Below are 24599 nucleotides of genomic sequence, written 5' to 3'. Positions count from 1 at the left end.
GCGCCACACCGCCGATCGCGGGCCCTTACGACTTCCCTACGCCGAACGCCGTCTTCCTCACGGACACCACACGCTCACCGAGGCTTCGGCCGGCGGGACGAGGGAAGGTCATCGCAGATCGAGGCAGAAGGCCATGACTGCTTGCCGGACCGGGAGGAGGGATGCCTCGAAGGCGTGGTGGACGAAGGCGTGGCGGACGAAGGCGGGGTGCGCGATGGCGTCGGCACTCGACGGCAAGGCGTGGAGTGCGTGGCGGGCGGGAGCGGCGTCAGCTCTGTTTTCACCGTCCGACCTGCGTACGTAGCCCTGCTCGAACGCGATAATGACGGGGTGACGATGGTCCAGCCCGTGATCGGGCGCATGCGGGAGAGCGAGGCCCTCCGGGACGCCGTCCGCGACGTCGCCAGCGGTGGTTCTGCGTTCGTGATCGACGGCGAAGCGGGGATCGGCAAGTCATCGCTGGTCACCGACCTGCTCGAGTACGCGAACACCCGTGGCATGCGAACGATCACGACCACCGGCGTCCTGGCAGAGTCAGCGGAACCGTACGCCGCGCTGCACATGCTCCTGTACCCGTTGCGGAGCGGCATCGCAGACCTGCCGGCGCCGCAGCGACGTGCGCTGGACGTCGCGTTCGGTGTCGCGACGGATGTTCAGCCCTCGCCGTTGCTCGCCGGCCTCGCCGCGCTGACGCTGCTGTCCGACGCCGCCGCCGAACGTCCGGTCCTGGTCGTCGCCGAGGACCTGCACTGGATGGATGCGCCCTCCGAGTGGGCGCTCCGCATGATAGCCCGTCGTGTCGGCGAGGACCGTGTCGTCATCGTCATGACGACACGGAACAGCGACACGGAGACCACGGGCATACGACGCCTGCATCTGGGTCCGCTCGACGAATCGGATGCCGACGAACTCCTCGACGGGATCTCCGAAGCGCCCACGGGGCAGGCTCGACGCGACCTGCTCCGTCGCGCCGAGGGCAACCCATTGGCGCTGCACGAGCTCGGGCGGTCGGCCGCCGCGGCAGACCACACCCGGGAGCGCCCCGTGGTGGGGCGGGTCGAGCAGGAGTTCGCCGCACGGTACGCGGAGCTGGATCAGTCCGTCAGGTTGGCCATCCTCGCCGTGGCGCTGACCGGCGGTACCAGCGCCGAGGAGGCCGCTCGCGTCGCTGCCCGTGCCATCGGCAGGTTCCCGACGCCGACCTGGACGGAGCAGGCCTCGGCGTCATCGCTCCTCGAATGGGTTCCACCGCGTGCCATCCGGTTCCGGCACCCACTCGTGCAGTCGGCCGTCCTCCTGGTGGCATCGCCGTCGGAACGCGCCGCGGTCCTGCGGTCGCTCGTGCTCGAACACCAGGACGATCCGGTACGGACGATCTGGTGGCGCGCCGAGCTCGCCACCGGACACGAAGACGCACTCGCCGAGGAGCTCGCCGCGCTCGGCGAGGGACGGAGCGCGATGTCCGACACCTTCGGGGCGAGCAAGGCCTACGAGCGCGCCGCCGAACTGACCTCGGACGTGGCCGGACGTGTCGAGCGGCGCATCGTCGCCGCGGAACTCGCCGGGCTGTCAGGCAGGACCTCCGAAGCGTCGCTGCTGGTGCAGAGAGCCCGCGACGAGGCGCCCGACCAGCTGCGCGCAGCACGCGCGGCCTGGGTCGCGGAGACCCTGCCCACCGGTCGGACGGGTCTGGCCGTCGGCGACCTCGGACCGGCGCTCCACGCCATCTCCGAGATGCAGGCAGCAGGCGGTGTCGAGCACGCCACCGACGCGTTGCTCCACCTCGCCGCGATCGCGTGGGACCACACCTCCGACGCGGACCCGGGCGACCCGATGCTCGCCGTCGTCGAAGCCCTCGCGCTGCCCGAGGACGACCCGCGGTCACTCCTGCTCGCAGCACGGACCGAGCCGGTGGTCCGCGGCGATCGCGTCCTGGAACTCGCGCGGGCAGCCGCGCCGACGGCCCAGGACGAGGAGTCGGCGTGGTTCCTCGGCTACGCACTGAACCTCGTGGGCGAGATCGACACGGCTCGAGTCCTGCTCGATCGTGCCCTGGCGAGCATGCGAGCGCGCGGCGAGCTGCGGACGTTCCCGCAGGCGCTCATGGGGACCTCGATGACCACCTACCTCGCCGGCGACGTCGCCAGGGCACGAGCCCTCGCCGAACAGGCCGCAGCTCTCGGCCGTGACCTCGGCGACGAGGGCTTCTCGGCAGCCGCGCGGTGCGCGCTCGCCTGGTTCGACGCACTCGAGGGCGAGTACCCCGACGCCGAGCAGATCGCCGGTGGGACCGCGGCCGGCGCGCAGGTGCTCCGGTCGAGCGCGATGCGCGCGACCCTCCTCGGCGCAACAGGGTTGGCGCATCTGATGTCCGGCCGGGCCACGGATGCGCTCGAACCTCTCCGACGCTTGTTCGACCCCGAGGACGATTCGTTCAATCCCTCCTTCGCCGTCCTGACCTCCCATGACTACGTCGACGCCGCACTGGAAACCGGCAACCGACGGGACGCCGAGCAGCGGCTGGGGGACCTCGAGCGGCTCCACGCCCGCTGGCACGCCCCCATGGTGCGCGCTGCCGTCGGCTACGCCCGGACCGCGCTGCTTCCCGACGACGACCTCGAGGCAGCCTCGGCGACCCTGCCGTACGAGCGTTGGCCCATCCCCTACTTCCAGGCCCGAGCGTTGCTTCGACTCGGTCGCCGCCTGCGCCGCCTGAACCGCAGCGCCACCGCTCGCGCCGTCCTCCACGCCGCCCTGGAACTCTTCGAAGCGATGCCCGCACCGTCCTGGGAGGAGCGGACGCGGGACGCCATCCGCGCCACGGGCGAGCGTTTACCGACGACGCGTCAGCGCAGCATCGAGCTGCTCACCCCACAAGAGCTGCGCGTCTGCACGCTGGCAGCCCAGGGCCTGAGCAACCGCGCCATCGGCGAACACCTCTTCGTCTCGCCCCGGACGGTGGGAGCCCACCTGTACGCGGCGTTCCAGAAGCTCGGCGTCTCGGCCCGGCAGCAGCTGCCGTCGGTCCTGACGCCCAAGCCGACAGCGACGGCCGACGACCGGTCGATGACCGACTGACGGTGCGGTCGGCGACCGACTAAGTCGCACCACGGCGCATCTCAGTCATCGCGACCGATGTGGAGCACCGGTCCCCGCTCCTAGCGTCTCGGACGGAAGCACACGCTTCCCCCGCCGACACGGGTTCGCGGCACCAGCTGCGGACCAGGAAGGACCGCACCGTGCCCGTAGCCCCGACCATCGTCCTCGTCCACGGAGCCTTCGCCGACGCCGCCAGCTGGGCGCCCGTCACGAAGCTCCTCCTCGACGAGGGCCACGACGTCCTCGTCCCACCCGTGTTCAACCGCAGCTTGTCCGGCGACGCGGCCTACATCAAGTCCTTCGTCGAGCAGATCGACGGACCGGTCCTCCTCGTCGGGCATTCCTACGGCGGCGCGATCCTCACCGTCGCCGGCGTCGCCGCGAACGTCGTCGGCCTCGTCTTCGTCGCCGCGTACGCACTCGAAGAAGGCGAGAGCCTCGGAGCCCTCCAGGGCGGGTTCCCGGACAGCGACCTCGCCGCGAACCTCGTGTACGCGCCCTACCCCGTCGACGGCGCCGAGCCCGGCACCGACGTCTCCGTGGACATCGACGCCTTCCCCGCCGTCTTCGCCGGCGGCCTCGACCTCGAGACGGCAAGGGTCCTCGCGGTCTCGCAGCGTCCGCTGTCCGCCGTCGCTTTCGGCGAGCCTGCATCCGTCGCGGCGTGGAAGACCAAGCCGTCCTGGGGCATCGTCTCCAGCGCCGACCACACCATCAACCCGGACGTCGAGCGCTTCGGCTACCAGCGCGCCGGCGTCCGCAAGGTGATCGAGATCGACGGACCGCATCTGGTGATGCAGACGCATCCGACCGAGGTCGCGGCGTTCATCACCGACGCCGTCGCCGAACTCGACTGACCACCCATCGACCGACCACCACAACCGCACGACAGCACAGGAGAGCAAACATGGGTTACGTGACCACCGACGACGGTGCAGAGATCTACTTCAAGGACTGGGGCAACGCCGACGCGCAGCCGATCGTCTTCCACCACGGCTGGCCGCTGTCCTCGGACGACTGGGACGCGCAGATGCTGTACTTCCTGGCCGAGGGCTTCCGCGTCATCGCGACCGATCGACGCGGCCACGGCCGCTCGTCGCAGATCGGAACCGGCCACGACATGGACCACTACGCCAGCGACGTCTCGGCAGTCGTCGAGCACCTTGACCTGCACGACGCCATCCACGTCGGCCACTCCACCGGCGGCGGCCAGGTCGCCCGCTACGTGGCCGAGTACGGCCAGCCCCAAGGTCGCGTCGCGAAGGCGGTCCTCGTGTCCGCCGTCCCGCCGCTGATGGTGAAGACCGACGCGAACCCCGACGGCACCGACATCTCGGTCTTCGACGGGTTCCGCCAGGCACTCGCCGCCAACCGTGCCGAGTTCTTCCAGGCCGTCGCGTCCGGCCCGTTCTACGGCTTCGACCGTGACGGCGCGACCCCGTCGGAGCCGGTCATCGCGAACTGGTGGCGTCAGGGCATGACGGGCAGCGCCGTCGCGCACTACGAGGGCATCAAGGCGTTCTCGGAGACGGACCAGACCGACGACCTGCGAGCCATCACCGTGCCCGTCCTCGTCCTGCAGGGCGACGACGACCAGGTCGTGCCGTACCAGGACGCCGCCCTGAAGCAGGCCGAGCTCCTCAGCGACTCGACCCTGAAGATCTACGAGGGCTACCCGCACGGCATGCTGACGACCCACGCGGACGTCATCAACCCCGACATCCTCGCGTTCATCCGAGCCTGACCCGAGCGATGGCGTGATCGCAGCGCGTCCTGACGAGGGTGCGGCCCAGAACCCGAACCGGGCCGCACCCTTCCCACACCCCGGAAGGCACCATGGATCACCTCCCCACCGCAGCCGAATCCGCAGCTCGTCTCCCGGACCGTCCGACCGCATTCCTCAACGCACTGCTGACGGAAGAGTTCATCTTGCAATCGGCGAGGAGCTCGACGGTTGCCGAGTCCGGCACCCGAGCATCGATCTACCTCACCACCCTCTCCAGCGCCCTGGTCGCCTTCGGGTTCCTCGCCGACACCGCCTACGCCACCGTGTTCCTCGCCGCGGTCCTCCCGGTCGTGTTCATCCTCGGTGTCTTCACGTACGTCCGGCTCGTCCACACCTCCCTCGAGGACGTCGCCGCACTCGCAGCTCTACAACAGATCCGCCGCTACTACCGCACGCTCCTGCCCGGCGCCGAACGGTACTTCCCCCTGACGACCGGCCCACACGCGCCGAACGAGATGCTCGACATCGGCAATCGAGCCTCCTGGCGCGGCGTCTTCTTCACACTCTCGTCGGCAATCGGTGCCGTCAACTCCATCGTCGCCGGCATCGGCATCTCAGCGATGCTGCTCCCGAGCGGCTCCACCAGGCTCAGCGTCACGGCAGGTGTCGCTACCGCCCTCGTTCTCATGGCACTGCACGGCATCTACCAGGAGCGGCGCTACGCCCGACTACCTGAGGTCATCAGAGCCTCCCGACACGGCGACGACGCAACTCGAGACGACAGCTGACGGTCGCCGGGCACTCGAGGGCGGCGGGCACCGGCAGCAGCCGGTGTATCGTGCACATCACTGAGGTAAAAGGCGTCGCGCTCTGCGACGCACCCGCACGCGGCATCGAACGAGTCGCCACTTCTTCCCAGAAGGAGTGCGCCACGTGTCCCCCAGTACCTCTCTCACCCGCGGTCGACTGCGCGCCGGCGACGCGCCTCCCCGGCTGTCCGACGCGTGGATCGCCCTGGCCGGGTTGTCCGCGGTGTTCCTGTTCGAGATGCTCGACACCTCGGTCCTGAACGTCGCCCTGCCGACGATCGGCCGCGAGCTGGGCTCCTCGACGACGGGCCTGCAGTGGGTGTCGGGCGCCTACGCGGTCGCCTTCGGCGGGCTCATGCTGCTCTTCGGCGCCGTCGCCGACCGGGTGGGGCGCCGCCGCGTCATGCTCGCGGGCCTCGGCCTGCTGGCCGTGGCGAGCCTCGCCACCGTGGCGGTCACGACCACCGAGCAGCTCGTCACCGTCCGTGTGCTGACGGGCGTCGCCGCGGCGATGACCACCCCCGGGTCGATGGCGTTGGCGTTCCGGCTGTTCGACGACGAGGGCCTCCGCGTCCGGGCCCTGACGGTGATCTCGACCGCGGGGCTCGTCGGCCTCGCCGTCGGCCCGACGGTCGGCGGGTTCGTGCTCGCCGTCGCTCCGTGGCAGGTGCTGCTGCTGGCCGACGTGCCGATCGCCGTGCTGGCGTTCGTCGGCATCCGGTGCGGTGTCGCTCGGGACGACGCCGCGGGGCTGCGGCCGGACCCCGTCGACGTGGGCGGCGCGCTGCTGGGCACCGCGACCGTGACCGGGCTGCTCGTGACGCCGACCGTCCTCGTCGGGCCGGCCACCGCCTCCTCGTGGGGGTGGGCCGCCGTCGTGCTGACCGTCGCGTGCGGTGCCGGGTTCGTCGTGCGCCTGCGGACGGCGCGGCACCCGGTGCTCGACCTGCACCTGCTCGCCCGCCCCCTGGTGTCGAGCGGCCTCGCCTTCAAGGCCGCGTCGGGCCTCGCCGTCGCCGGGCTGTCGTACCTCGTGACGCTGCAGCTGCAGTTCGCCTGGGGCTGGCCGCCGGCCCTCGCCGCCGTCGGCACGCTGCCGCAGGTCGTCGTGCTCCTGGCCGGGGGTCGCCTCGTGGGGCCGTTCGCGCAGCGGGTCGGCCTCGGCCGGGCCGCGTGGGTCAGCGCCGCCGCGGTCGTGTCCGGCCTCGCCGTCTTCGGCGCCCTGAGCCGTCACGGGTACGTCTGGGTGCTCGTCGCTCTCGTGCTCGTCGCCGCCGGCATGCGCGTCGTCGGCGTCGTGGCCGGAGCCTCCGTGCTCACGGGCCTCCCCGCCGACCGCACCTCGGTCGGCGCGGCCCTCGTCGACACCTCGAGCGAGCTCGCGGGAGCAGCCGCGGTCGCCGCCGCGGGCACGATCGTCGCGGCGTTCGTCACCGGCAGCATCACGACCACCCCGTGGACGGCCACGCGGCTCGCCCACTTCGAGGACGCCCTCACCGTCGCCGGGCTCGGCCTCGCCGCCGTCGCCGCCGTGCTCGTCGTGGTCGGGATGCTCCGGGCACGAACCGCCGCCCCCTCCCCCGGCACCACTGCACCTGCCCCCTCGACCACTCTCACCCCCACCACCCAGGAGCCCTCTCGTGCCTGACACCACCGCCCTGCCCCGCCCGCCGTTCGACCCCGAGTTCGTGCCCTTCCTGGAGGCGATGGACGCGCGCGGCCGCTTCCGCCTCGAGACCGCGATGCTGCCGCAGATGCGACAGCTGGACATGAAGGAGGCGCAGCTTGACGAAGGACTGGAGGCCCGCGGTCTCGAGAGGCGCAGCATCACCGTCCCCGGGCACCTCGGCGACCCGATCGCCCTCGCGGTCGTCCAGCGCATCGGCCGCACCGGGACGGCGGCCTGCGCCTTCGCGATCCACGGCGGCGGCATGATGTTCGGCCACCACCTCGGCAACCTCGACTCGTACGACGACTGGCTGCTCGTGCACGACGTCGTCCTCGTCAGCCCCGACTACCGTCTCGCCCCGGAGCACCCCGACCCGTACCCGGTCGAGGACTGCTACGCCGGCCTGGTCTGGGTCGCCGAGCACGCCGACGAGCTCGGCGTCGACCCGGCTCGCATCGTCCTGGTCGGCCAGAGCGCCGGGGCCGGGCTCGCGGCGGGCACGGCGCTCCTCGCCCGGGATCGGCAGGGGCCTGCCGTCGTCGGCCAGGTGCTGGTCAGCCCCATGCTCGACGACCGCGACGCGACCGTCTCCGCCCGTCAGTTCGACGGGGTGGGTGTCGCCGACCGCGAGATGACCCGGTTCGGCTGGGACGCCTACCTCGGCGACCAATGCGGCGGTGACGACGTGTCGATCTACGCGGCACCGGGCCGAGCGACCGACCTCTCGGGCCTGCCGGCGGCGTACGTCGACTGCGGCAGCGCCGAGGTGTTCCGTGACGAGACCGTCGCCTACGCCAGCGCGCTCTGGGCGGCCGGCGTGCAGGCGGAGCTGCACGTGTGGCCGGGGGCGTTCCACGGGTCGTCGAGCATGATGCCGGGAGCGACCCTGTCGCGCCGGGCCGTCACCGCCCTGCGCGACTGGACCGGGCGCCTCCTCGACCCCACGCCCTGACGGCGTCCCGGGGCGGGCAGGTGGGATCGCCCGCTCCGGGCCTGCCCCTGGAGGACTCGCCCCAAGGCCGCCCGACTGCGATGCCGATGGCCGATCGCCTATCGGACGCGACCGCCGCTAGGTTCAGGGCGTGGAAATTCACGACGTGATGGCCGAAGTCACTCGGCGATTCGACGCGCACCCCTCGGGCGGCACGCGGTGGGACGACCCTCACGAGCACCGGGACATCGCTGACGAGGAGTACTCCCGAGTCAGCGAACCAGAGCGCTACGCCGTCGTGGGCGCCAGGGCCAGGTCGTGGATCGACGCTCTGGAGGGCCTGAAGCTTGCGACGGCCCAGAACGTCGAAGCGCCGCCATGGGCGTACGGACCCACCGACGGGCGGGCCGTTCTCGTCACTCCCGTGAAAGCGGATGCCCTGTCGATCTTGGTTGTCATGGGGTCGACGGAGGGCATCGAGGACGCCGTCGCGCTCGGCGTCGGTGATCCTGCAGTCCTGATCGGGATGGAGCCCTTCTGCGGCTGCGACGCGTGCGACAGTGGGAGCGACAACCTGCTGACGGCAATCGATGACCTGTTCATCGGGATCATTGACGGAGAGTTCCTCTACGCCGAGGGCAAGGACTGGAAGCTGACTGTCGGCGTGAATGGTTGGTCCGCGTCAGGCTCGCAGGACTTCGATTCGCTCATCGACAAGGCTCGGTCAGGAACGAGCATCGGCCGCCTCATGATCACGGGAGGCCCCTGGTTCACCTGACCCCAGGGTCCGTATTCGCAACCGAGCCCGGACACCGATCGTCTATCGGGCAGAAGCGGGTTGCCAGCTAACGACGCGGTCGCTGAACCCGGTCGTGCCAAGGAAAACCGCGCAAGAGGCGGTCGAGTGGGCGAAGGCGGACCGGTTCAGGCCGGTGCTCGGTTCGGGGAGCATCTCCACGATGATCCACATCGTTCACCGAGTCGGCGGGCCTAAGCGCTCTCGCGTCAGCCTCAGCGAACCACCCGCGTTCTTCGAACATGACGACCTCCGTCGGTTCCAGGAAGCATCTCAGCGGGATGGGTCGCGGTCAACGATCCCTGGCCGGGCAGCACGCCTCAATCGCGAACGAACCACCTGAATGGCCACCGAGCTGAGCGAGTACTCCGCCGCGCGCGTCGAACCGCGTCCTGCTGTGCCGCTGCATGAGCTCGTCGAGCTCGAGCCATGATCTCATCGCCACGAGTCAGCCGTGCTGCTGCCCGCGTCGGGTGAGTGAAAAGACCGACACCTAACCACGCGAACAGCCCACCAGTCGTGACGACGAAGAGTGGGTGACCTCGGCCCGTGGATACGAGATCACCTGAGAGCCAAGTATCCGTAAGCCAAAAGCCCACCACCAGCGTGGCGATCCCCAGAACGACGACGCAGCCACCCGACACACGCCACGTCCACATGCCCCCAACACCTCTCTCCGCACCCGTTCAACGGGCAGGTCTCAAGCATCCAAGCGGAGCTGACCCTGCGCCCATGACGCCACGCATAATCATCTACCGAAACCGAGCCGCGGAAGTGCCTCGTCGACGGGATGGTCGTGACCATCGAACTAGCCGGCCCGCTTCAGCCGTCACGACGCCCCCGAGGCGAGCCGCGCCCTGTGGCCCATCCCCTACCGGAACGGCATGGGCGTCTTCCCTAGAGTCGCCCTCATGGTGGATGCGCCTAACGGCCATGGGCCCTTAGCTAGAGCGATGCGCCGCTTGTTCATGTCCTATCCCTTCCAGGGCTTGGCCGGCGCCGCACTCATCGCCGCGTCGGGAGCGCTCTTCCTCGCTGTCCGGCTGCTCTACGTCTACAAAGGCGCAACCTACAAGTGCGCCGTCGAGGGCCCGTACCTCGAAGCTTCACAGTTCCAAACCCAGCTGGTTTCGGGGTCCTTCTCCGCCTGGCCGCTCGCTCGCGAGTGCACCTACGCCACTGACTCCGTCATTGAGACCACCCGCGGCACAGCTGACACCTGGCTGCTCACCGGGTTCACCTACGCCCCGGCACTCCTCGGCCTGACCCTCCTCGTCATCGCCATAGTCAGAACTGTCCGCACCTCGCGCCCTGGCGGCCATTCGAACCACTGAACGCGGACGGAAGACGATCCCCTATCGGGCGGCCGTCGAAATGCAGCCCATATGAATTGAACGTAATTGTGTTCTGTGCGGGATGGATGAGGCTAGCTGTAGGCGAGGAAGTGGAGACGTTGGGGCCGGAATGGCAGCCTCGGCCCCGGAATCGGCCCTGAGAAGTAGTCACCGTGTTCGTCGAGCAAGGTGACGCCTCGCCACGTGCGTCTGATGCTGCCGCCGTAGAGCACGACCTGTTCGATCAGGTCCTTCGCTGCCGCCATGCCGTCATCGTCGCTGCGTCCGGCACCGAAGGTCCACCAGTGAAGCTGTGAGCCCTCGACCACGACATTGCCGTCATGCCGCACGTGAACGTAGAAGGGCAAAGCGGAACCCCGATCAGGAGCCACCCGCACCTCCAGGTCGAACTCAGCGACGGGAGCGTGGACCGTCACCCGGCCGTGAGTACCGACGAGTGCCTCGATCCAGCCTGGCAGGCCCTCTGAGGCGGTCTTGTCGATGGTCATCCTCAACTGCCGCCGTTCGAGCAGACTGAATGCGCGGTCGACACCAGCTGCGGTCCAGTCGAGCTCTGATCTTCGGCCGCCGGCAAATTCGACGACGATCCATTGCTCACCGATGAATGACAGTCCGGGGACTTCCAAGAACGGCAGGCGATCCGTGTCGGGATCGAGCAGGGTCGCAGAGACATGGTCCGTCCCGAACGTCCGCCTGGCTGCGTCGGTCAGCCGCCCGAATGTGGCTTCGTGATGGGGCGGGATCGGCACGACCTCAGTATGCCGATCCCCGATGGAGACGGCGAGGGCGCTTGACCGAAACTCCAAGTAGAGAGCATGACCCTACGTTTGCTCCGCTCCCAGTGAACGATCCCCTGTCGGAACATCGTGTTCAGGGCGGACGTGGCAGGGACATCGAGCCGCGAACTGGGCACTGTCGGGTAGATGTCGCCTGCTTGTCGGGGCCCTGACATGGACCCGTTCAAGCGCCCTTCATACTGTGGACAGCATGAGCGAGACACGGATACTTGAACTACGAACTCAACGAGGGTGGACTCAGGAGCGCCTTGCAGAGGTCAGCGGGGTGACCGTTCGCACTCTCCAACGACTCGAGGCGGGGAACGACGTCAGCCTCGACACGCTCTCCCGGCTGGGTAAGGCATTGGGTGTGCCGGTGCGAGACCTCTTCATGGAAGCCCCCGAGAGCGAGTATGGACAAGCCGTGTCCGCACTGAGCGAGACCGAGGCGAGAAGCTTCTCGGATGCGGCGCGAATCGCCTGGCGCCATATAGCCCTCGCCGTGGCACTGTTCGTCACGTCACCCATCCCCGTGGTGCTGCTGATCGCCGGGGCAGACGCAGGCGTCATCCCGACGAGTGTGGAAGTCGCCATAGCTATCGGCATGTGTGCTCTTTTTTTGGTCGCCGCAGCCGGGGCAGTCCAGCTCGTTCGGGCGTCGAGCACGTTCTCGCCATTTCCGCTGATCCGCCAGAAGCGTCTGAGTTCCAGTTTCGGAGCCCAGCAGTGGGCAGAAAGCCTCGAAGAGACCAACGGACGTCAGCGAGGCACCTCTCTAGCCGTGGCCGTGGGACTCTGGCTGATATCGCCGCTCCCGGTCATCGTCGCAGCGCTCCTCGAACCGTCGCAGTGGCAAGGGCTCTGGATAGCAGGCGGCGTAACCTTCTTCCTCCTCGTCGTCGCCGCAGGGACGTTCGCCGTTCTGCAGGCGGCATGGTCCCGTTACGCCGCAGAGAAGCTGACCGCATCCGCGGCGTAGCGTCCTGCCCTCTGGACGATCCCCAAACTGAACGGCTCGGGCGTGCTCGCTTCGGTTGCGTAGGCGGCCGTGAGGGTCGATAAGCCCGATTGGTACTCGGGCGCCATGCTGGTCATCACCGGGGAGGACGCGTCTACGAGGAGGCGGTGTGAGGGTAGTGGGATGCGAGCCGTCCGAGTTCCCCGCCTTCGATTCCTGCCCTGGTCCGTACTCGTGGTGGCGTGGATCGGTTCGATCGTTGTCGAACAAGTGCTGTTCGGCGACTCGATTGGCTGCGAGCTCTCTCCAGGTACATCGGTCTTCGGAGACGCTGGATGGAGCTGGTTTCCCCTCGGGCGCACCTGCACTTGGCTGATCGACGGCGTCACTGTGATCGACCATCCGTCGCTGATAGAACTGCTCATCCCTGCGACGCTGCTCGTCTGGTTGGTCGTTCTTTTGCGGGCACCGGGTACCCCGCGAGTGTCCGCGTAAGCCATCCCCTATCGGGCACCACGATCGAGGTCCGCGTCGCTTCGTCGACGGACGATTCGGAGCGTGAGGCGCCAGCAGACGAGGTACACGAGGAGCCCGGCAGGCATGGCGATCCACTGTGGAACACCCACGAGGACGAGCAGGGCGACCACAACGACCGCCGCGATCAGCGATCCGATCAGGACAAGACTCTGCGCATTCCCAAGACGCTTTTCCTGCCTGGCGATCCCCGTGGGAGCAGGTTAGGCAGGGTACCCAGTAGCGATCCCCATCTGGGACAGTTCCTGAATCGATCAACGATTCATCTCATGACAAGATCTGCACCGTGACCCTCGCGCTCGTGTGCCTCACCGCAGGACTCATCGGTCTCTGTGCCGGCGTGTTCCTCATTCGCAATCGAGAGGTCGTCAGCGCGAAATTCAGCGTCGCGGCCGGCGTAGTGATCATCGTCGGCTCGCTGGTACCGCTGTTGATCGGTGCCGTGGTGCTGCTGGTGACGGTGGCGCCGGGCATCTCCATCTCGTAGCCAGCCATCGACGCTCTCGAAAAGACCCCTGTGGCGTTCTCCTTGACCTTGATCATCGTCGGCGCCCTCGGCGTCGTCGGCGGCATCTGGCTGGCGATGGACAAGCGCGCAGCGAGCGTCGTCGGTGGCGTGATCATCGCGCTGCTGTCCCTGGTGCCGGTCCTCGTCGGGGTGGTCTTCCTCACCTGGGACACCACCGGCTGACGAGTCATCCGCAGGGCGCACCCCTTTCCGGCGCCAGGCGGACGCGTCCGTGGACGCAGTCGCCGAGGATGGGCAGATGGACGAGTACGCCCCGCCCCGCCTCGGCCGGCAGCTGCTCCTGCTCGCCGGCCTGTTCCTGGTCATCGGGCTCATCGTCGCGGGTGTCGTGGCGGCGCCGATCGTCGCGGTGAACACGAAGCTGGACGAGCCGGGCGAGTACGGCGTCTGCAACCCCTTCTCCACGCGCTGCCACGACGTACCGCTCGAGACCATCAGCGCCGCGACAGGGGTGGACTTCCCCGAGGGCGCCAAGGTCGTCACCTCGGAGGCCGTGGAGCACTCGATGCTGGGCATGGGCATCGAGTACGTCGAGGGCGCCGTCGAGGTGCCCGACGGCTGGGTCATCGAGCAACTGCCGGACAACCCCGGGAACTCCACGATGGTCGTGCAGGAGCTCGTGGACCTCGGGGCCGACTCGATCGTCGTCTCCTCAGAGAGGACGGGCTACCTGCAGTACGGCCAGGGACAGGTCGACGGCCGGAACGTCGTCGCGGTCTGGACGCGCACCAACCGCTGAGACGAACCGGCTCGCTCGACGCCCCGCGAGCTGCGGCACGCATCGGGATCGTCTATCCGAACCGGTGGCTGGTCCAAGAACGTGCCCGCTCGAACTGCACCCGTAGCCTCATCTCCTGTGGAGCCCAACGTGAACGAACACAAGAGCAGAGACGACGCCTCAGCCCGAGCGCGCGCGCTTCCTCGACGACGTCGACAGGGCCGCGTCGCCCTCTCGGCCGCCGCAGTCGCCCTCACGTTGCTCGTCATCGCCGCACTTCTCTTCACGGGCACGCTCTGGCCCACTCGCACAGCGGCCCTCCGGTACCCGGTGCAGGGCGTCGACGTGTCCGCGTACCAGGGCACGATCAACTGGGACGTCCTGGCGTCGCAGGACATCGACTTCGCGTGGATCAAAGCGACGGAAGGCTCGAGCTACCAAGACCCCCGGTTCGCCGGCAACTGGGCCGAAGCCCACGACACCGAGCTGCTCGTCGGCGCTTACCACTTCCTCAGCGTCGACAGCCCGGGAACCGACCAAGCCGCCAACGTCATAGCCACCGTCTCCCGGAACCGGGGCGACCTGCCCGTCGTGGTCGACGTCGAGTGCTACGGCGAGTACTGCGACACCCCTCCCCCGGCAGCCACAGTCAAGGAAGCGCTGGACCCGCTCCTGCTCGCCATCGAACAGCACTACGGCCGACCGGCCGTGCTGTACGCGACCCGCGACTGGTACGAGCGATACCTCGCCGGGAGCTACCCCGACAACCCCGTCTGGTTCCGCTCGGTCGCCACCTCCCCGCATCTCGCCGACGACCGCGACTGGGCCTTTTGGCAGTGGTCGGCACGCGAGCAGCTCGACGGGTACGACGGCGACGAAAAATTCATCGATATGAACGCCTTCAGAGGCAACCGCGAAGAACTGGAGTCGTTGCTGCTGCCCTGACACCCCGCCGTCGCGGCCGCCCTGATGCCCGGAGCAGGATCCCCTATCGGGCGCGTCGATTCCCTCGATTATGGTTTGGTTACTGAGGGCGCCTCATCCCTATCGCGCCCCTTACCGTCGACCGAAGGACGATCTCACGTGCTGCCTTTCGTATTCGTCGTGCTTGGTTTTGCAGGCTTCGGCAGTGGCGTGATCTACGAACTCGTCCACCACCGCCGAGAGGGCGGCCCGATCTACCAGGGCCGTAAACACATCGTCTTCCCTTGGATCATCGCCTCCTGGCTTGTCTTCGGCATCGGATTCGTGATGCTCGCGATCGAACGAGGTTGGAACCCCTCGTGACCCCTGAGGACAACACAAGACGTGAGGCTCCGGGCGGACTTCTTGGAGCCTGGTTCAACGTAATCGTGTGCACAGGCATCGTTGTTGGAGCCGCGATCTACACGATCACCCAGGGGCTCACCGGACCCGACGCCCTCATCGGGGCAGGCGTCGTCGTCGTCGGTGTCGTCCTCGACATCTCATTCGTCCGGACACTCCGCCGCCACGGCACTCGCACTTAGTCGTGAGAGCTATGGCCCCGCGATCTCATTTGACACTTTTGCCAGCGTCCGAGACCTGTAGGGCAATCCGGTAGCCGATCGGCTATCGGACACCGCTCTTTACCGCGGGTCGCGGCGAAGGATCGGTCGCGTTCCCATCTGGCAGTGCCCCAGAATCGCTACATGGATGACGCTGCACCTTTGGGACAGTTTCAGGGCGAGTATCAAGTGGGCACCGTGAGATGGTTCAACCGCGAGCTGGGGTGGGGATTCATCGTCGCTGACGGCAACGGCCAGGAGCTCTTTGCCGACAAGCTCTTCACTTTGCCGAAGCGCACACTGCTGCACACCGGGCAGCGCGTGAGCTTTCGCGTGCACACCTTCAGAACCGGCCCGGCAGCCGTCGACATCGTTCCCGCTCCCCAAAGCGAGACTTGAGCGGCGGAGGAAGCCCGACCGACGAGTCAAGTCGCACGGTGACCTCGCCCGCCCGCCCGCCTGTCTTGCCCGCGGATCGGCGATCGAATTGGCGGAGTCATGGGGGCTGCATCCCCAGCACACGATGTTCACGCTCGGGTTGGCCGAGTTATTCTCGTGCGTGCGAACACGTCGACTTCTGACTTCCTCGGCCCTCTTCTTGGCTACCAGCGCAGCCGTGGCGGGGTGCACCTCATCGTCGGGGATCGAACAGCAGTGGGGTGACGGCAAGGGATACATCTCCGCCGACCAGCTCGTGACCGAGATCGCTCCCGGGGACCGCGGCGACCCGATCGAGTTCGACTCGGAGCTCAGCGACGGCACGAAGATCACGGCGGCTGACTACCAGGGCAAGGTCGCCGTTTTGAACTTCTGGTTCGCAGGGTGCGTCCCATGCCGAATGGAAGCGACCGACCTCCAAGCTGTGAGCGAGGAAATAGCCGACGATGCTGCTTTCCTGGGCGTCAACGTCAAAGACCAGCCCGACACTGCCGACGCATTCACGCGACGATTCGACGTCACGTACCCGACCGCCATCGACGCGAACACCGGAAGCGTCCAGCTCGCCTTCGCCGGCAAGACGGCCCCCAATGCGACCCCGGCGACCTTCGTCTTAGACCCCGGGGGGCGTGTCAGCGCTCGAGTCCTCGGGTCGGTCGACCCATCGATCCTGCGCGCACTCGTCAAGACCGCGGCCGCAACGCCCGAGCCGTCGCATGGCGGTTGACCCTGCTTCCGGGGCTGCTAGCTTCCGACCGTGACGACCACCCCGGTATGGCCTGGCCAAGCGAACGAACCGCGCGACGACCCACAGGCTTATAGCCCCTTTGCGGTCGCGTCGAGCATCGTGACGCTCGTTGCTCTCGTCACCTACGCCGGTCTCTACGCCACGATGTGGGCCCCGGTCGCTCTCTGGCACAACGAAGGGTGGCTGTTCCTGTACCCGATCTTCCTCGCGGCCTGGGTACCCGTCGGCATCCTCTCCGCCACGTCCATCGGCCTCTCGATCGCCAGTTCGGTACGACACGAAGCACGGCGATCTCTGGCAGTCGTGAGCCTAGGCGTGGCTGCGCTATTGCTCACTGCGTCTCTGCCGGCCCTCTGGTTCGGGCCTGGCCCGCTCTAAGCACGGCAGATCGACCCGCGGCGCGCAGCACCTACAGTCCGAGACCGAACACGTGCTCATTGGTGTCTCGTCAGACGATCCCCTACCGGGCACCTGATTCAGGGACGAGCGCCTCTAAGGAGCCGGATGATGCCCACCCCGATTGCACCGGCGCCGCTGATCCACAGAAGTCCGACAAGAGCCCAGCCCGGGAGTCCTACCCGGCCCATCGGCTCACCGAGGTCGTGACTCGTGAACCTCATGAAAAGGCCGATGCCGATGAAGAAAACGCCCAAGCAGATGGCGATGATCGCTTCCTCATACGGCGTCGCCTGCGGAGCCTTTGACACGCGTCCTCCTCGTTCGTGAGCCAGAGCCTAACCGGGCTCGTTTCCAGACGCGCGACTCCGAGGGGTGACGTGGGAACTGTAGATCGTCATAGAGCAGGCCTTGGACCGACTCTCACTCCGAGTCAGTAAGCGATCCCCTACCGGACACCCTGCTGCGTGGACAACGGCCGCATTTCAGTTTCTTAGTCCAACCCCACATTCGTGCGGTTCGCATCTTCCGCCGCGCACAACTCGCGGTCATCTGCTCGGCGATCAACTGCACCTGATTGAGAGCGATCTCCGGCCAGAGGTTGATCACACGACACCCGCAGGTTACTTACGCTCAGATTATGAGAACAGCCCCGGTACCCTTCAAGGCCGCAGAGCTCAGCTCGACGCAAGACTCGCTGATACCCGTGGTGATCGACGGTGGACGGGTGGCCGCATGACCATCGGACGCCGACGTCTGTGCTTCGTGGCAGGTGTTGCTCTGATCGTCGCCGGGTCGGCCGCTTACGTGGCGCGTCCCTGGCTGCAACTCAACGCCCCATTCATGGACGAGCACCGCGGCATCTTCCTTCTCGGGTGGGCTTTCATCGCGTCAGGCGTTTCATTGGTCGTGTATGCCCGCACCCGGCCTGAGGACGGCGACGACGCGGATCCCCCGAGCGCTTGACATACAAAATTTGCTGACGCCCCGACGACGATCGTCTATCGGAACATCAAGCCGGGACACTCGGCGGCGCTAACCATGCAGCGCGAACAGTCAGGGTCTGTCCGCACGACGGCGCTTGATTGAAGCCCAAATCGCTTGCCCGCCGTAGAGAGCAATCAAGACCACCCCGATCACGATTCCGCCGAAGCTGCTCAAGTCAGTGGTCGCGCCGAGAACGACAGCTCCTACGATCAGGAGTAGGCCCACGCCAACGCCGATCAGTCCCACGCGGAGCTGTGCGCGGAGCAAGTTCGGCTCACGACGGGGACTCATGCCTGAAGTATGCCTCTGCTAGATACCTTTCGGCGGTCGCATGTTGAGAGCTGCCCGGTCCCCACCTATACCTGCTCTGCGCGTTCGACAGCTCGGTAGACGGTCGAGCGAGCGACGCCGAAGAGCTCGGCGATGTCGCTGGTCGTGTGGGCGCCGGTGCGGTGCAGCTGCACGAGGTGCTTCTCCTGAGAGGGGGTGAGCTTGGGCTTGCGGCCGCGGAGTTTGCCGGCGGCCTTGGCGATCGCCATGCCCTCCCGCGTGCGCGCACGGATGAGGTCGGCTTCGAACTCTGCGACCATGCCGAGGACATTGAACAGGAGCCGGCCTACCGGGTCGGTGGGGTCATAGACCGCTCCCCCAAGATTCAGGGCAACACCCTTCTTCGTCAGCTCGTCCGCGATGTCAGTCGCGTCGCGCAGCGATCGAGCAAGACGGTCGAGCTTTGTCACGACCAGAACGTCGCCGGCACGGCACGCAGCGAGGGCCTCGCGGAGGCCCGGCCTGGCTCGGGTTGTACCCGACAGGCCGTGGTCAACATGCACGTGTTGATCGTCAACACCTAGCGCTGCAAGACCGTCGCGCTGTGTTGCGAGATCCTGTCCGGACGTTGAGACGCGGGCGTATCCGATGAGCATGCGAAGACTGTAGCGTTTAGACCCCCGTCACCGGGCATTTTTGCGGGACAGGCATACGCGAATCCGCAGGCCAGACGCTACTTGACTCGAGCGGATTGAAATGGGCCCGAGAAGGTGTCCCGATGAACGACCGTCTTCCGGACGGGAACGACGCGGGGAGCGGGGATCGCGAGGTGCCCGGTGTCGCGAGCAGCGCCTCCTGCTGATGTCGAACCGGGGCCACGAAGGTCGCCGAACCGGAGGCCACGCCGCCGAGTCCGCGTCGAGGGCGGCCGTAGCCCGCACGGGCCTAAGGCGTCGCCTGCCCGCCGTCTCGGCTGCGGCGACGGCGGAGCAGGCCGCGGCCGGTGAGGAACGCCGCGTAGCCGAGCAGGCCGACTCCCACCGCCGGCACGAGCCACGCGCGGGCTCCCGCCGAGACACCCGTGTTGAGGCGTCCCAGCCATGGCACCGCGTACCAGACCTCGCCCATGACCTGCCCCTCGACCACGGCGTCGCGGTCGGGCTCGGCGTTGGCATCACCCTTCAGCGTGAAGGTGCGCCCCGCCGCGCCGACCGTGATGCCCACCACACGGTGCGAGATGACCCCGGGCACCCCCGAGCGGATCTGGTAGGTCACGACGTCGCCGACCCGGATGTCCGCCGGGTCGACCGGACGCACCACGACGAGCGTGCCGGGCGGCAGACCGGGCTCCATCGAACCGGTCAGGATCGTCAGGGGCACACCGCCCACCAACCGCGGCACGATGACGGCGAGCAGCCCGACGGCGACGACGGCGATCAGCACGACCACCGCGACGGCCTGCGCGAGCATCGACCCGAGGCCCCGTCCCTGCCGATCCGTCCTGCTACGCGAACGCGACGGTGATCCCGACCGTGACCGCAGCGACTCCCGCGCCGGCGAACGAGACCCCGACGACGCCCGCGACCCCGACCGCGAGCGCGACCCCGACGGCGGTGCCGCGTGCGTCACGACGACGCCCCCAGCGTGAACAGCTGCGCCTCCGACGTCGTGCACGCCGACACCTGCATCTGCGTCGTGACGCCCGACCCCGTGCTGGTCAGGCAATTCGAGTTGCGGTCGCGGAACTGGAAGTGACCCGACCCGGGGGCGACCGGCACGGCGGTCCACCGCTGGGCGCTGATCGCGTTGTCGCTGCGCAGCACGGAGCGGTGGTCGCTCGCGCTGTCCCAGTAGAGCCCGGGGACCACGGGCGACGTGATCTTGAGGTACTGCCCCTCGGCGACGAACTGCCACAGCTGCGTCGTGGTGCCCCGGCAGCCGCTCGACCAGAGCGGCGAGCCGCTGGTCGAGCCCCCGACCGTGACGCATCGGTCCGACGCCAGGTCCCTGACGACGTAGAGCGAGCTGTTGTCGAGCCAGCTGGTGGAGTGCTGCACCGCAGGGGACGCCGGGGAGGCACGGGCGGGGTTCGACGCGTCGAGCGCGCGGATCTCGTAGGCGTAGTACCGATAGACCCCGAGCCCGGTGTCGGTGAAGCTACGCGTCGACGAGGGCACGGTGCCGACGAGCACGCCCTCGCGGTAGATGCCGTAACGCGACACCGCGGACGAGTCCGTCGGTGCGGCCCACGTCAGCGAGATGCTCGTGTCCGTCTCGGAGGTCTTGGTGGGCGCCCCGGGGGTGAGGGTGTCGGCGACGGTCTGCACGGACGTCGCCGTGGCGGCGCTGCTCCACGCACCGAGCCGGGCCGTGAGCGCGGCCGTGATCGTCGCCGACCCACCCGCCGCGTCGAACCGGTCGGCCTGGGTGATCGACGTCTGGACGCACCAGGACGAGGAGGCGCCGGCCGGCAATGTGCCGGAGGGCGCGTCGATCGTCGCCCACGTCCCCGACGAGACGCCGCCGGGTCGGGTGCCGCAGCGACCCGAGGTCGCAGGCCAGACGGCGACACGGGTCGTCGAGTCAAGGCCCGAGCCGCTCGCGGCGGTCAGCCCGAGACTCCACGGCGCGGGCACCGTGCCGGTGTTGGCGACGGTGACGGTGGCCGTGTGCGAGAGGGCGGACGACGAATACGTCGCCGCCAGCGTGTCGACGCCGGTCAGCGCGACGGCCAGGCGTCCCGTCGAGGTCGTCGCCGAGGCGGTCTGCACGGGAGCCGTCCACGTGGCCTCGGCCGGCACGGCGACCGCCGTCAGGAGTGCCGCGACGGCGACGACGGCGCCCCACAGGGGGAGGCGACGCGACCGACGGCGGGGTGTGGCTTCGGTGGGCACGATCAGACCTGCGTTCCGGTGAGTCGCAGGGTGAGGCCGAGGTCGCCGAGGCCCTGCGAGGTGCTCCGGCCGTCGTCACCCATCGCAACGGAGACGCAGAGCGTGCGGGACTGCCCCGCGGTGAGGACGACGCTCGTCGGCGCCGCCACGGCCGGGGTCGGGTCCGACGCGGTGCCCGTCCAAACGGGGACGGCACCTCCCGCGCGGCAGTCGGTCGCCGAGGACGCCGTGCCGAGCCCGAGCACGAGGGCGGGCACGGACCGGGTGTCGGCCTGGGCGCTCGTCACCGTCGCCGCGGCCACGCCGAGCGTGAGGGCGACCGTGCCGGTGTTCGTCGCGGTGACGGGACCGCTCAGGGTGAGGCCGGGGTAGAGCGGGTCGGTCGGCAGGGCGAGCGCGCCGAGTGTCAGCGACGCCGACCCCGACGTCACGACGACCGGTCCGTCCGACGTGCTCGCCGAGTCGCTCAGCCGGGCGGAGGAACCGCCGACCTCGCCGAGCGACACGACGGCCACCACGACGGTCGCGACGACCCCCACGACGAGCCACGTGCCGCGGGCACCCACTAGATCTGGGTGAGGGTCACGGCGACGGCCCCGAGGTCGACCGAGCCGAGCTGGGTGGCGTTCTCGAAGCCGACGGTCGTGCTCTTCGGGAACTCGATCGTGACCGCGACGGTGACGTCCTCCTCGAGGCCGTCCCGACCGGTGACCGTCACGGCGGTGGGGGTCGTCGTGATGCCGTCACCCGTGGCGGTGAGCTGCGCGGTCGACGAGAGGTAGTCGGCGAGTGCGACGTCCGACGCCGAGCTCGAGCTGGGCTCGATCGACGAGGGGTCGAGACTGAAGCTGGCGTTCAGGCCGTCACCGTGGGCGGTGACGGTCATGTCGCGCGAGTAGACGACCACGTCGCCCGGCACGATCGGGTAGCCGGCGATCGATTCCTGCGGTGCGCCTCCGTTGACGGTCCAGGTCGCGGCCCGGGCGCTCGGTTCGACCTCGAGCCCGCCCGAGACGATGGTGCCGCCGGCCGTCTCGGCGCTGGTGTTCCAGAGCGCGAACGTGCCCGCGCCTCCGAGGAGGAGGGTGACGCCGGCGGCGGTGGCGATGGTGCCCTTGACGATGGTCTTCATGACGCGGTCCTTCCGGGCGACCCGTGGGTCGTCGGCTGGTGTCCCGGCTCCTGAGCGCGAGGGCCGTCGACCTCGGCATGCATGCAGGGGGACGACCGTCGGGAGGAGGCACTTGAGATGCCGCGAGAGGCGGCACAGGCAGGGGACGGTATCTGCATGCAGGGCCGGTGGAGCCACCGGGATGTCTGCTTGTCTAAACCATCTCACCCTTCTCGCCTCCACGGGGGAATGCGTCGAAAGGGCAGGTCGATTGCCAGTTTGACCCCTCCACCGGGGCGGCGGATCGACGGGGTGCGTGTACCGGGGACCGCAGGAGGCGCGGTGCCGGAAGTCCGACACCGCGCCTCCTGGGGTGGGTCGGCTACGGGACGATGACGGCGCGGCCGCGGACGGTGCCGGCGGCGAGCGCCTCGTAGGCCTTCGGGCCGTCGTCGAGCGAGTAGCGCTGCGTCGCGACCTCGACCTGACCGGCACGGGCGAGGTCGAGGACCTCGATCAGTTCGCTGCGGCTGCCCCAGTAGGGGATGCGCACGGCGACGTCGTAGCCGATCGTGCCGAAGCCGAGCTCGACGGTGCCGCCACCGATGCCGACGATGGTCACGTCGGCGTCCGCCGCGGCGACCGCGACCGCCGTGGCCATGGTCGGCTTCGCCCCGACGAAGTCGAAGACGGCCTGGACGCCGAGGCCTCCGGTGATCTCGCGGATCGCGTCGGCGGCGTGCTCGTCGCTGATCACCGTGTGGTGCGCACCGACGTGCTTCGCCAGCTCGAGCTTCTCGTCGGTGACGTCGAGCGCGATGATCTGCGCACCCGAGAGCGCCCGCAGGATCTGGATGCCGACGTGCCCGAGGCCTCCGGTGCCGATGACGACGGCGTAGGTGCCGGCGCCGAGCTTCGGCAGCGAGGTCTTGATCGCGTGGTACGGCGTGAGGCCGGCGTCGGTGAGCGACACGTTCTCGACCGGGTCGAGGTCGCCGAGCGGCACGAGGTGGCGGGGGTCGTCGACGATCATGTACTCGGCCATCGACCCGGGGGCGCCGAGTCCGGGAGGCTTGATGCCCTCGGCGGCGGCGTTGACGCAGTAGTTCTCCTTGCCCTGGGCGCACTGGTGGCAGCGGCCACAGCCCCACGGGCCGTAGACGGCGACGGCGTCACCGACCTGCAGGTGCTCGACCCCCTCGCCGAGCTCGGCCACGACGCCGGCTCCCTCGTGCCCGAGCGTGAGCGGCAGCGGATAGCCCTGCGCCGTGTAGTCCTCCTCGCTGAGGCTCATGACGTACTCGTCGGAGTGGCAGACGCCCGCCGCCGTGACCTTCAGCAGCACCTGCCCGGGGCCGGGCGAGGGCTTCTCGATCTCGACGACTTCGGGGTGCTGACCGACCTGGGTGTACTGGAGTGCCTTCATGGGCGCAGGCTACGCCCGGGGGCTGGACGGTGGGCGACAGGTGTCGCCTGGCTGCCGTGGGCCCGCGCGTGGGGCGACCGTGGCAGCGGCGGGGCGGCGGGACGGCGGCGGGGCGGCGGGACGGCGGCGAGCGGCGGTGACGGCGGCGACGGCGGCGACGGCGGCGGTGACGGCGGGCGGCCCTACGATCGACGGCATGGCACACCTGCACCGGGCCGGAATGAGCCCCTCCAAGATCGACCTGCTCGACGCCTGGGTGCCCACCCAGCCGTGGTTCGAGGGCCCGCCCCGGTCCGAGGGCACCGACGACGAGGGCCTGCGCAGCGTCGCCGCCTTCCGCTTCGACGACCCGGCGGGCGAGGTCGGCGTCGAGACGATCATCGTCGCCACCGCCGACGGCGTGCAGCTGCAGGTGCCCCTCACCTACCGCGACGCTCCCCTGGCCGGAGCGGAGGCGCACCTCGTCGGAACGACGGAGCACTCGGTGCTCGGCACGCGCTGGGTCTACGACGGCACGGCCGACCCGGTCTGGGCCGCGGCCCTCGCGACCGCCGTGCTGACCGGCGGCATGCAGGCCGAGGCCTGGTTCGAGGTCGACGGCGAGCGGCAGGTCCGCGAGCCGAACTCGACCGTCGTCGGCAGCGGCAGCCCGGGCACCCCCGTGCCCGACGTCGACCGCCTCACCGTCGACCAGGTCGAGGGTCGGACGGTCGTCACCGGCGCGGCGGTCCGCATCGTCGTCGCCCGCGTGCTCGGTCGGCACGACGCCGGCGCCCTCGCCTCGACCGGCGGCCACACCGGCGACCACGGTGTCGAGGTGCTCACCGGCACGTGGACCGGGCACGACCAGCCCGAGACGCTCGCGGTCGTGCTCACGGCGTAGCGACCTGCAGGAGGCGCGGG

The 24599-nt window shown here is 68.8% G+C and carries 27 protein-coding genes; 20 read left to right on the top strand and 7 right to left on the bottom strand.

Annotated elements, in window-relative coordinates; all coding sequences use genetic code 11:
- Positions 1 to 336: 336 nt before the first annotated feature.
- The 8 genes from BIV04_RS16220 to BIV04_RS16185 all read left to right on the top strand — a co-directional run bounded on the left by BIV04_RS16220 (position 337) and on the right by BIV04_RS16185 (position 10364).
- Entirely contained in the window at positions 337 to 3078 is a 2742-nt protein-coding gene (locus BIV04_RS16220) for a LuxR family transcriptional regulator (protein ID WP_071257731.1), read from the top strand.
- A 161-nt stretch (positions 3079 to 3239) separates the two neighbouring features.
- Positions 3240 to 3956 (top strand): alpha/beta fold hydrolase, encoded by a 717-nt coding sequence (locus BIV04_RS16215; RefSeq protein WP_071257728.1) that lies wholly within the window; start codon positions 3240 to 3242, stop codon positions 3954 to 3956.
- Between the two features lie 50 nt (positions 3957 to 4006).
- On the top strand, positions 4007 to 4843 hold the full coding sequence (locus BIV04_RS16210) for an alpha/beta fold hydrolase (RefSeq protein ID WP_071257727.1): 837 nt from the start codon (positions 4007 to 4009) through the stop codon (positions 4841 to 4843).
- Between the two features lie 92 nt (positions 4844 to 4935).
- Positions 4936 to 5613: a hypothetical protein gene (locus BIV04_RS16205; RefSeq protein WP_071257724.1), complete on the top strand. Its 678-nt coding sequence runs from the start codon at positions 4936 to 4938 to the stop codon at positions 5611 to 5613.
- A 145-nt stretch (positions 5614 to 5758) separates the two neighbouring features.
- Entirely contained in the window at positions 5759 to 7282 is a 1524-nt protein-coding gene (locus BIV04_RS16200) for an MFS transporter (RefSeq protein ID WP_369825335.1), read from the top strand.
- Positions 7275 to 8255 (top strand): alpha/beta hydrolase, encoded by a 981-nt coding sequence (locus BIV04_RS16195; RefSeq protein WP_071257721.1) that lies wholly within the window; start codon positions 7275 to 7277, stop codon positions 8253 to 8255. The genes BIV04_RS16200 and BIV04_RS16195 overlap by 8 nt, the downstream gene beginning before the upstream one ends.
- Before the next feature lie 130 nt (positions 8256 to 8385).
- Entirely contained in the window at positions 8386 to 9012 is a 627-nt protein-coding gene (locus tag BIV04_RS16190; RefSeq protein WP_143048756.1) for a DUF6226 family protein, read from the top strand.
- A gap of 971 nt (positions 9013 to 9983) precedes the next feature.
- The gene (locus BIV04_RS16185; RefSeq protein WP_071257715.1) at positions 9984 to 10364 is read left to right on the top strand and encodes a hypothetical protein; all 381 of its coding nucleotides are present in this window, start codon (positions 9984 to 9986) and stop codon (positions 10362 to 10364) included.
- A gap of 92 nt (positions 10365 to 10456) precedes the next feature.
- Here the strand turns inward: BIV04_RS16185 and BIV04_RS16180 are convergent, their stop codons facing one another.
- The gene (locus tag BIV04_RS16180; protein WP_143048755.1) at positions 10457 to 11134 is read right to left on the bottom strand and encodes a hypothetical protein; all 678 of its coding nucleotides are present in this window, start codon (positions 11132 to 11134) and stop codon (positions 10457 to 10459) included.
- A 238-nt stretch (positions 11135 to 11372) separates the two neighbouring features.
- Here BIV04_RS16180 and BIV04_RS16610 point away from each other — a divergent pair, with 238 nt between their 5' ends.
- The 11 genes from BIV04_RS16610 to BIV04_RS16130 all read left to right on the top strand — a co-directional run bounded on the left by BIV04_RS16610 (position 11373) and on the right by BIV04_RS16130 (position 17974).
- The gene (locus BIV04_RS16610; RefSeq protein WP_083396552.1) at positions 11373 to 12140 is read left to right on the top strand and encodes a helix-turn-helix domain-containing protein; all 768 of its coding nucleotides are present in this window, start codon (positions 11373 to 11375) and stop codon (positions 12138 to 12140) included.
- Positions 12141 to 12939: 799 nt separating this feature from the next.
- Complete coding sequence (locus BIV04_RS16165) at positions 12940 to 13140, top strand: hypothetical protein (RefSeq protein ID WP_071257706.1); 201 nt, start codon at positions 12940 to 12942, stop codon at positions 13138 to 13140.
- 30 nt (positions 13141 to 13170) lie between these two features.
- Entirely contained in the window at positions 13171 to 13344 is a 174-nt protein-coding gene (locus tag BIV04_RS17245) for a hypothetical protein (protein ID WP_177174842.1), read from the top strand.
- Positions 13345 to 13420: 76 nt separating this feature from the next.
- Positions 13421 to 13921, top strand: a complete 501-nt coding sequence (locus tag BIV04_RS16160; RefSeq protein ID WP_071257704.1) for a hypothetical protein — start codon at positions 13421 to 13423, stop codon at positions 13919 to 13921.
- A 129-nt stretch (positions 13922 to 14050) separates the two neighbouring features.
- Positions 14051 to 14845 (top strand): GH25 family lysozyme, encoded by a 795-nt coding sequence (locus tag BIV04_RS16155; protein WP_083396551.1) that lies wholly within the window; start codon positions 14051 to 14053, stop codon positions 14843 to 14845.
- Between the two features lie 138 nt (positions 14846 to 14983).
- On the top strand, positions 14984 to 15187 hold the full coding sequence (locus BIV04_RS16945) for a hypothetical protein (RefSeq protein ID WP_143048754.1): 204 nt from the start codon (positions 14984 to 14986) through the stop codon (positions 15185 to 15187).
- Positions 15184 to 15408 carry a hypothetical protein gene (locus tag BIV04_RS16940; RefSeq protein WP_143048753.1) on the top strand — a complete coding sequence of 75 codons (225 nt, stop codon included), beginning with the start codon at positions 15184 to 15186 and terminating at the stop codon, positions 15406 to 15408. The genes BIV04_RS16945 and BIV04_RS16940 overlap by 4 nt, the downstream gene beginning before the upstream one ends.
- Positions 15409 to 15570: 162 nt before the next feature.
- The gene (locus tag BIV04_RS16150; protein ID WP_071257702.1) at positions 15571 to 15825 is read left to right on the top strand and encodes a cold-shock protein; all 255 of its coding nucleotides are present in this window, start codon (positions 15571 to 15573) and stop codon (positions 15823 to 15825) included.
- Between the two features lie 124 nt (positions 15826 to 15949).
- On the top strand, positions 15950 to 16591 hold the full coding sequence (locus BIV04_RS16145) for a TlpA disulfide reductase family protein (RefSeq protein ID WP_071257698.1): 642 nt from the start codon (positions 15950 to 15952) through the stop codon (positions 16589 to 16591).
- A gap of 30 nt (positions 16592 to 16621) precedes the next feature.
- Positions 16622 to 16990, top strand: coding sequence for a hypothetical protein (locus BIV04_RS16140; protein WP_143048752.1), 369 nt, complete (start codon positions 16622 to 16624; stop codon positions 16988 to 16990).
- Positions 16991 to 17743: 753 nt separating this feature from the next.
- Complete coding sequence (locus tag BIV04_RS16130) at positions 17744 to 17974, top strand: hypothetical protein (protein WP_071257690.1); 231 nt, start codon at positions 17744 to 17746, stop codon at positions 17972 to 17974.
- A 377-nt stretch (positions 17975 to 18351) separates the two neighbouring features.
- On the opposite strand, the gene BIV04_RS16125 is transcribed toward BIV04_RS16130, so the two are convergent.
- The 6 genes from BIV04_RS16125 to BIV04_RS16095 all read right to left on the bottom strand — a co-directional run bounded on the left by BIV04_RS16125 (position 18352) and on the right by BIV04_RS16095 (position 23696).
- Positions 18352 to 18921, bottom strand: coding sequence for a recombinase family protein (locus tag BIV04_RS16125; protein ID WP_071257688.1), 570 nt, complete (start codon positions 18919 to 18921; stop codon positions 18352 to 18354).
- A 289-nt stretch (positions 18922 to 19210) separates the two neighbouring features.
- Positions 19211 to 19735, bottom strand: coding sequence for a signal peptidase I (locus BIV04_RS16935; RefSeq protein WP_071257684.1), 525 nt, complete (start codon positions 19733 to 19735; stop codon positions 19211 to 19213).
- Between the two features lie 155 nt (positions 19736 to 19890).
- The gene (locus BIV04_RS16930; protein WP_071257670.1) at positions 19891 to 21159 is read right to left on the bottom strand and encodes a hypothetical protein; all 1269 of its coding nucleotides are present in this window, start codon (positions 21157 to 21159) and stop codon (positions 19891 to 19893) included.
- 2 nt (positions 21160 to 21161) lie between these two features.
- A complete protein-coding gene (locus tag BIV04_RS16105) occupies positions 21162 to 21725 on the bottom strand; it encodes a hypothetical protein (protein ID WP_071257669.1) in 564 nt (187 codons plus the stop codon).
- Complete coding sequence (locus BIV04_RS16100; RefSeq protein ID WP_071257667.1) at positions 21725 to 22291, bottom strand: alternate-type signal peptide domain-containing protein; 567 nt, start codon at positions 22289 to 22291, stop codon at positions 21725 to 21727. The genes BIV04_RS16105 and BIV04_RS16100 overlap by 1 nt, the downstream gene beginning before the upstream one ends.
- A gap of 361 nt (positions 22292 to 22652) precedes the next feature.
- On the bottom strand, positions 22653 to 23696 hold the full coding sequence (locus tag BIV04_RS16095; RefSeq protein WP_071257664.1) for an NAD(P)-dependent alcohol dehydrogenase: 1044 nt from the start codon (positions 23694 to 23696) through the stop codon (positions 22653 to 22655).
- A 196-nt stretch (positions 23697 to 23892) separates the two neighbouring features.
- Between BIV04_RS16095 and BIV04_RS16090 the strand changes: the two genes are divergently transcribed.
- On the top strand, positions 23893 to 24579 hold the full coding sequence (locus BIV04_RS16090; protein ID WP_071257771.1) for a hypothetical protein: 687 nt from the start codon (positions 23893 to 23895) through the stop codon (positions 24577 to 24579).
- Positions 24580 to 24599: the final 20 nt, after the last annotated feature.

It is taken from the genome of Frigoribacterium sp. MCBA15_019, from assembly GCF_001864945.1.
In the GTDB taxonomy this organism is placed as follows: Bacteria; Actinomycetota; Actinomycetes; order Actinomycetales; family Microbacteriaceae; genus Frigoribacterium.
This window is presented reverse-complemented; position numbering and strand designations above follow the sequence as displayed.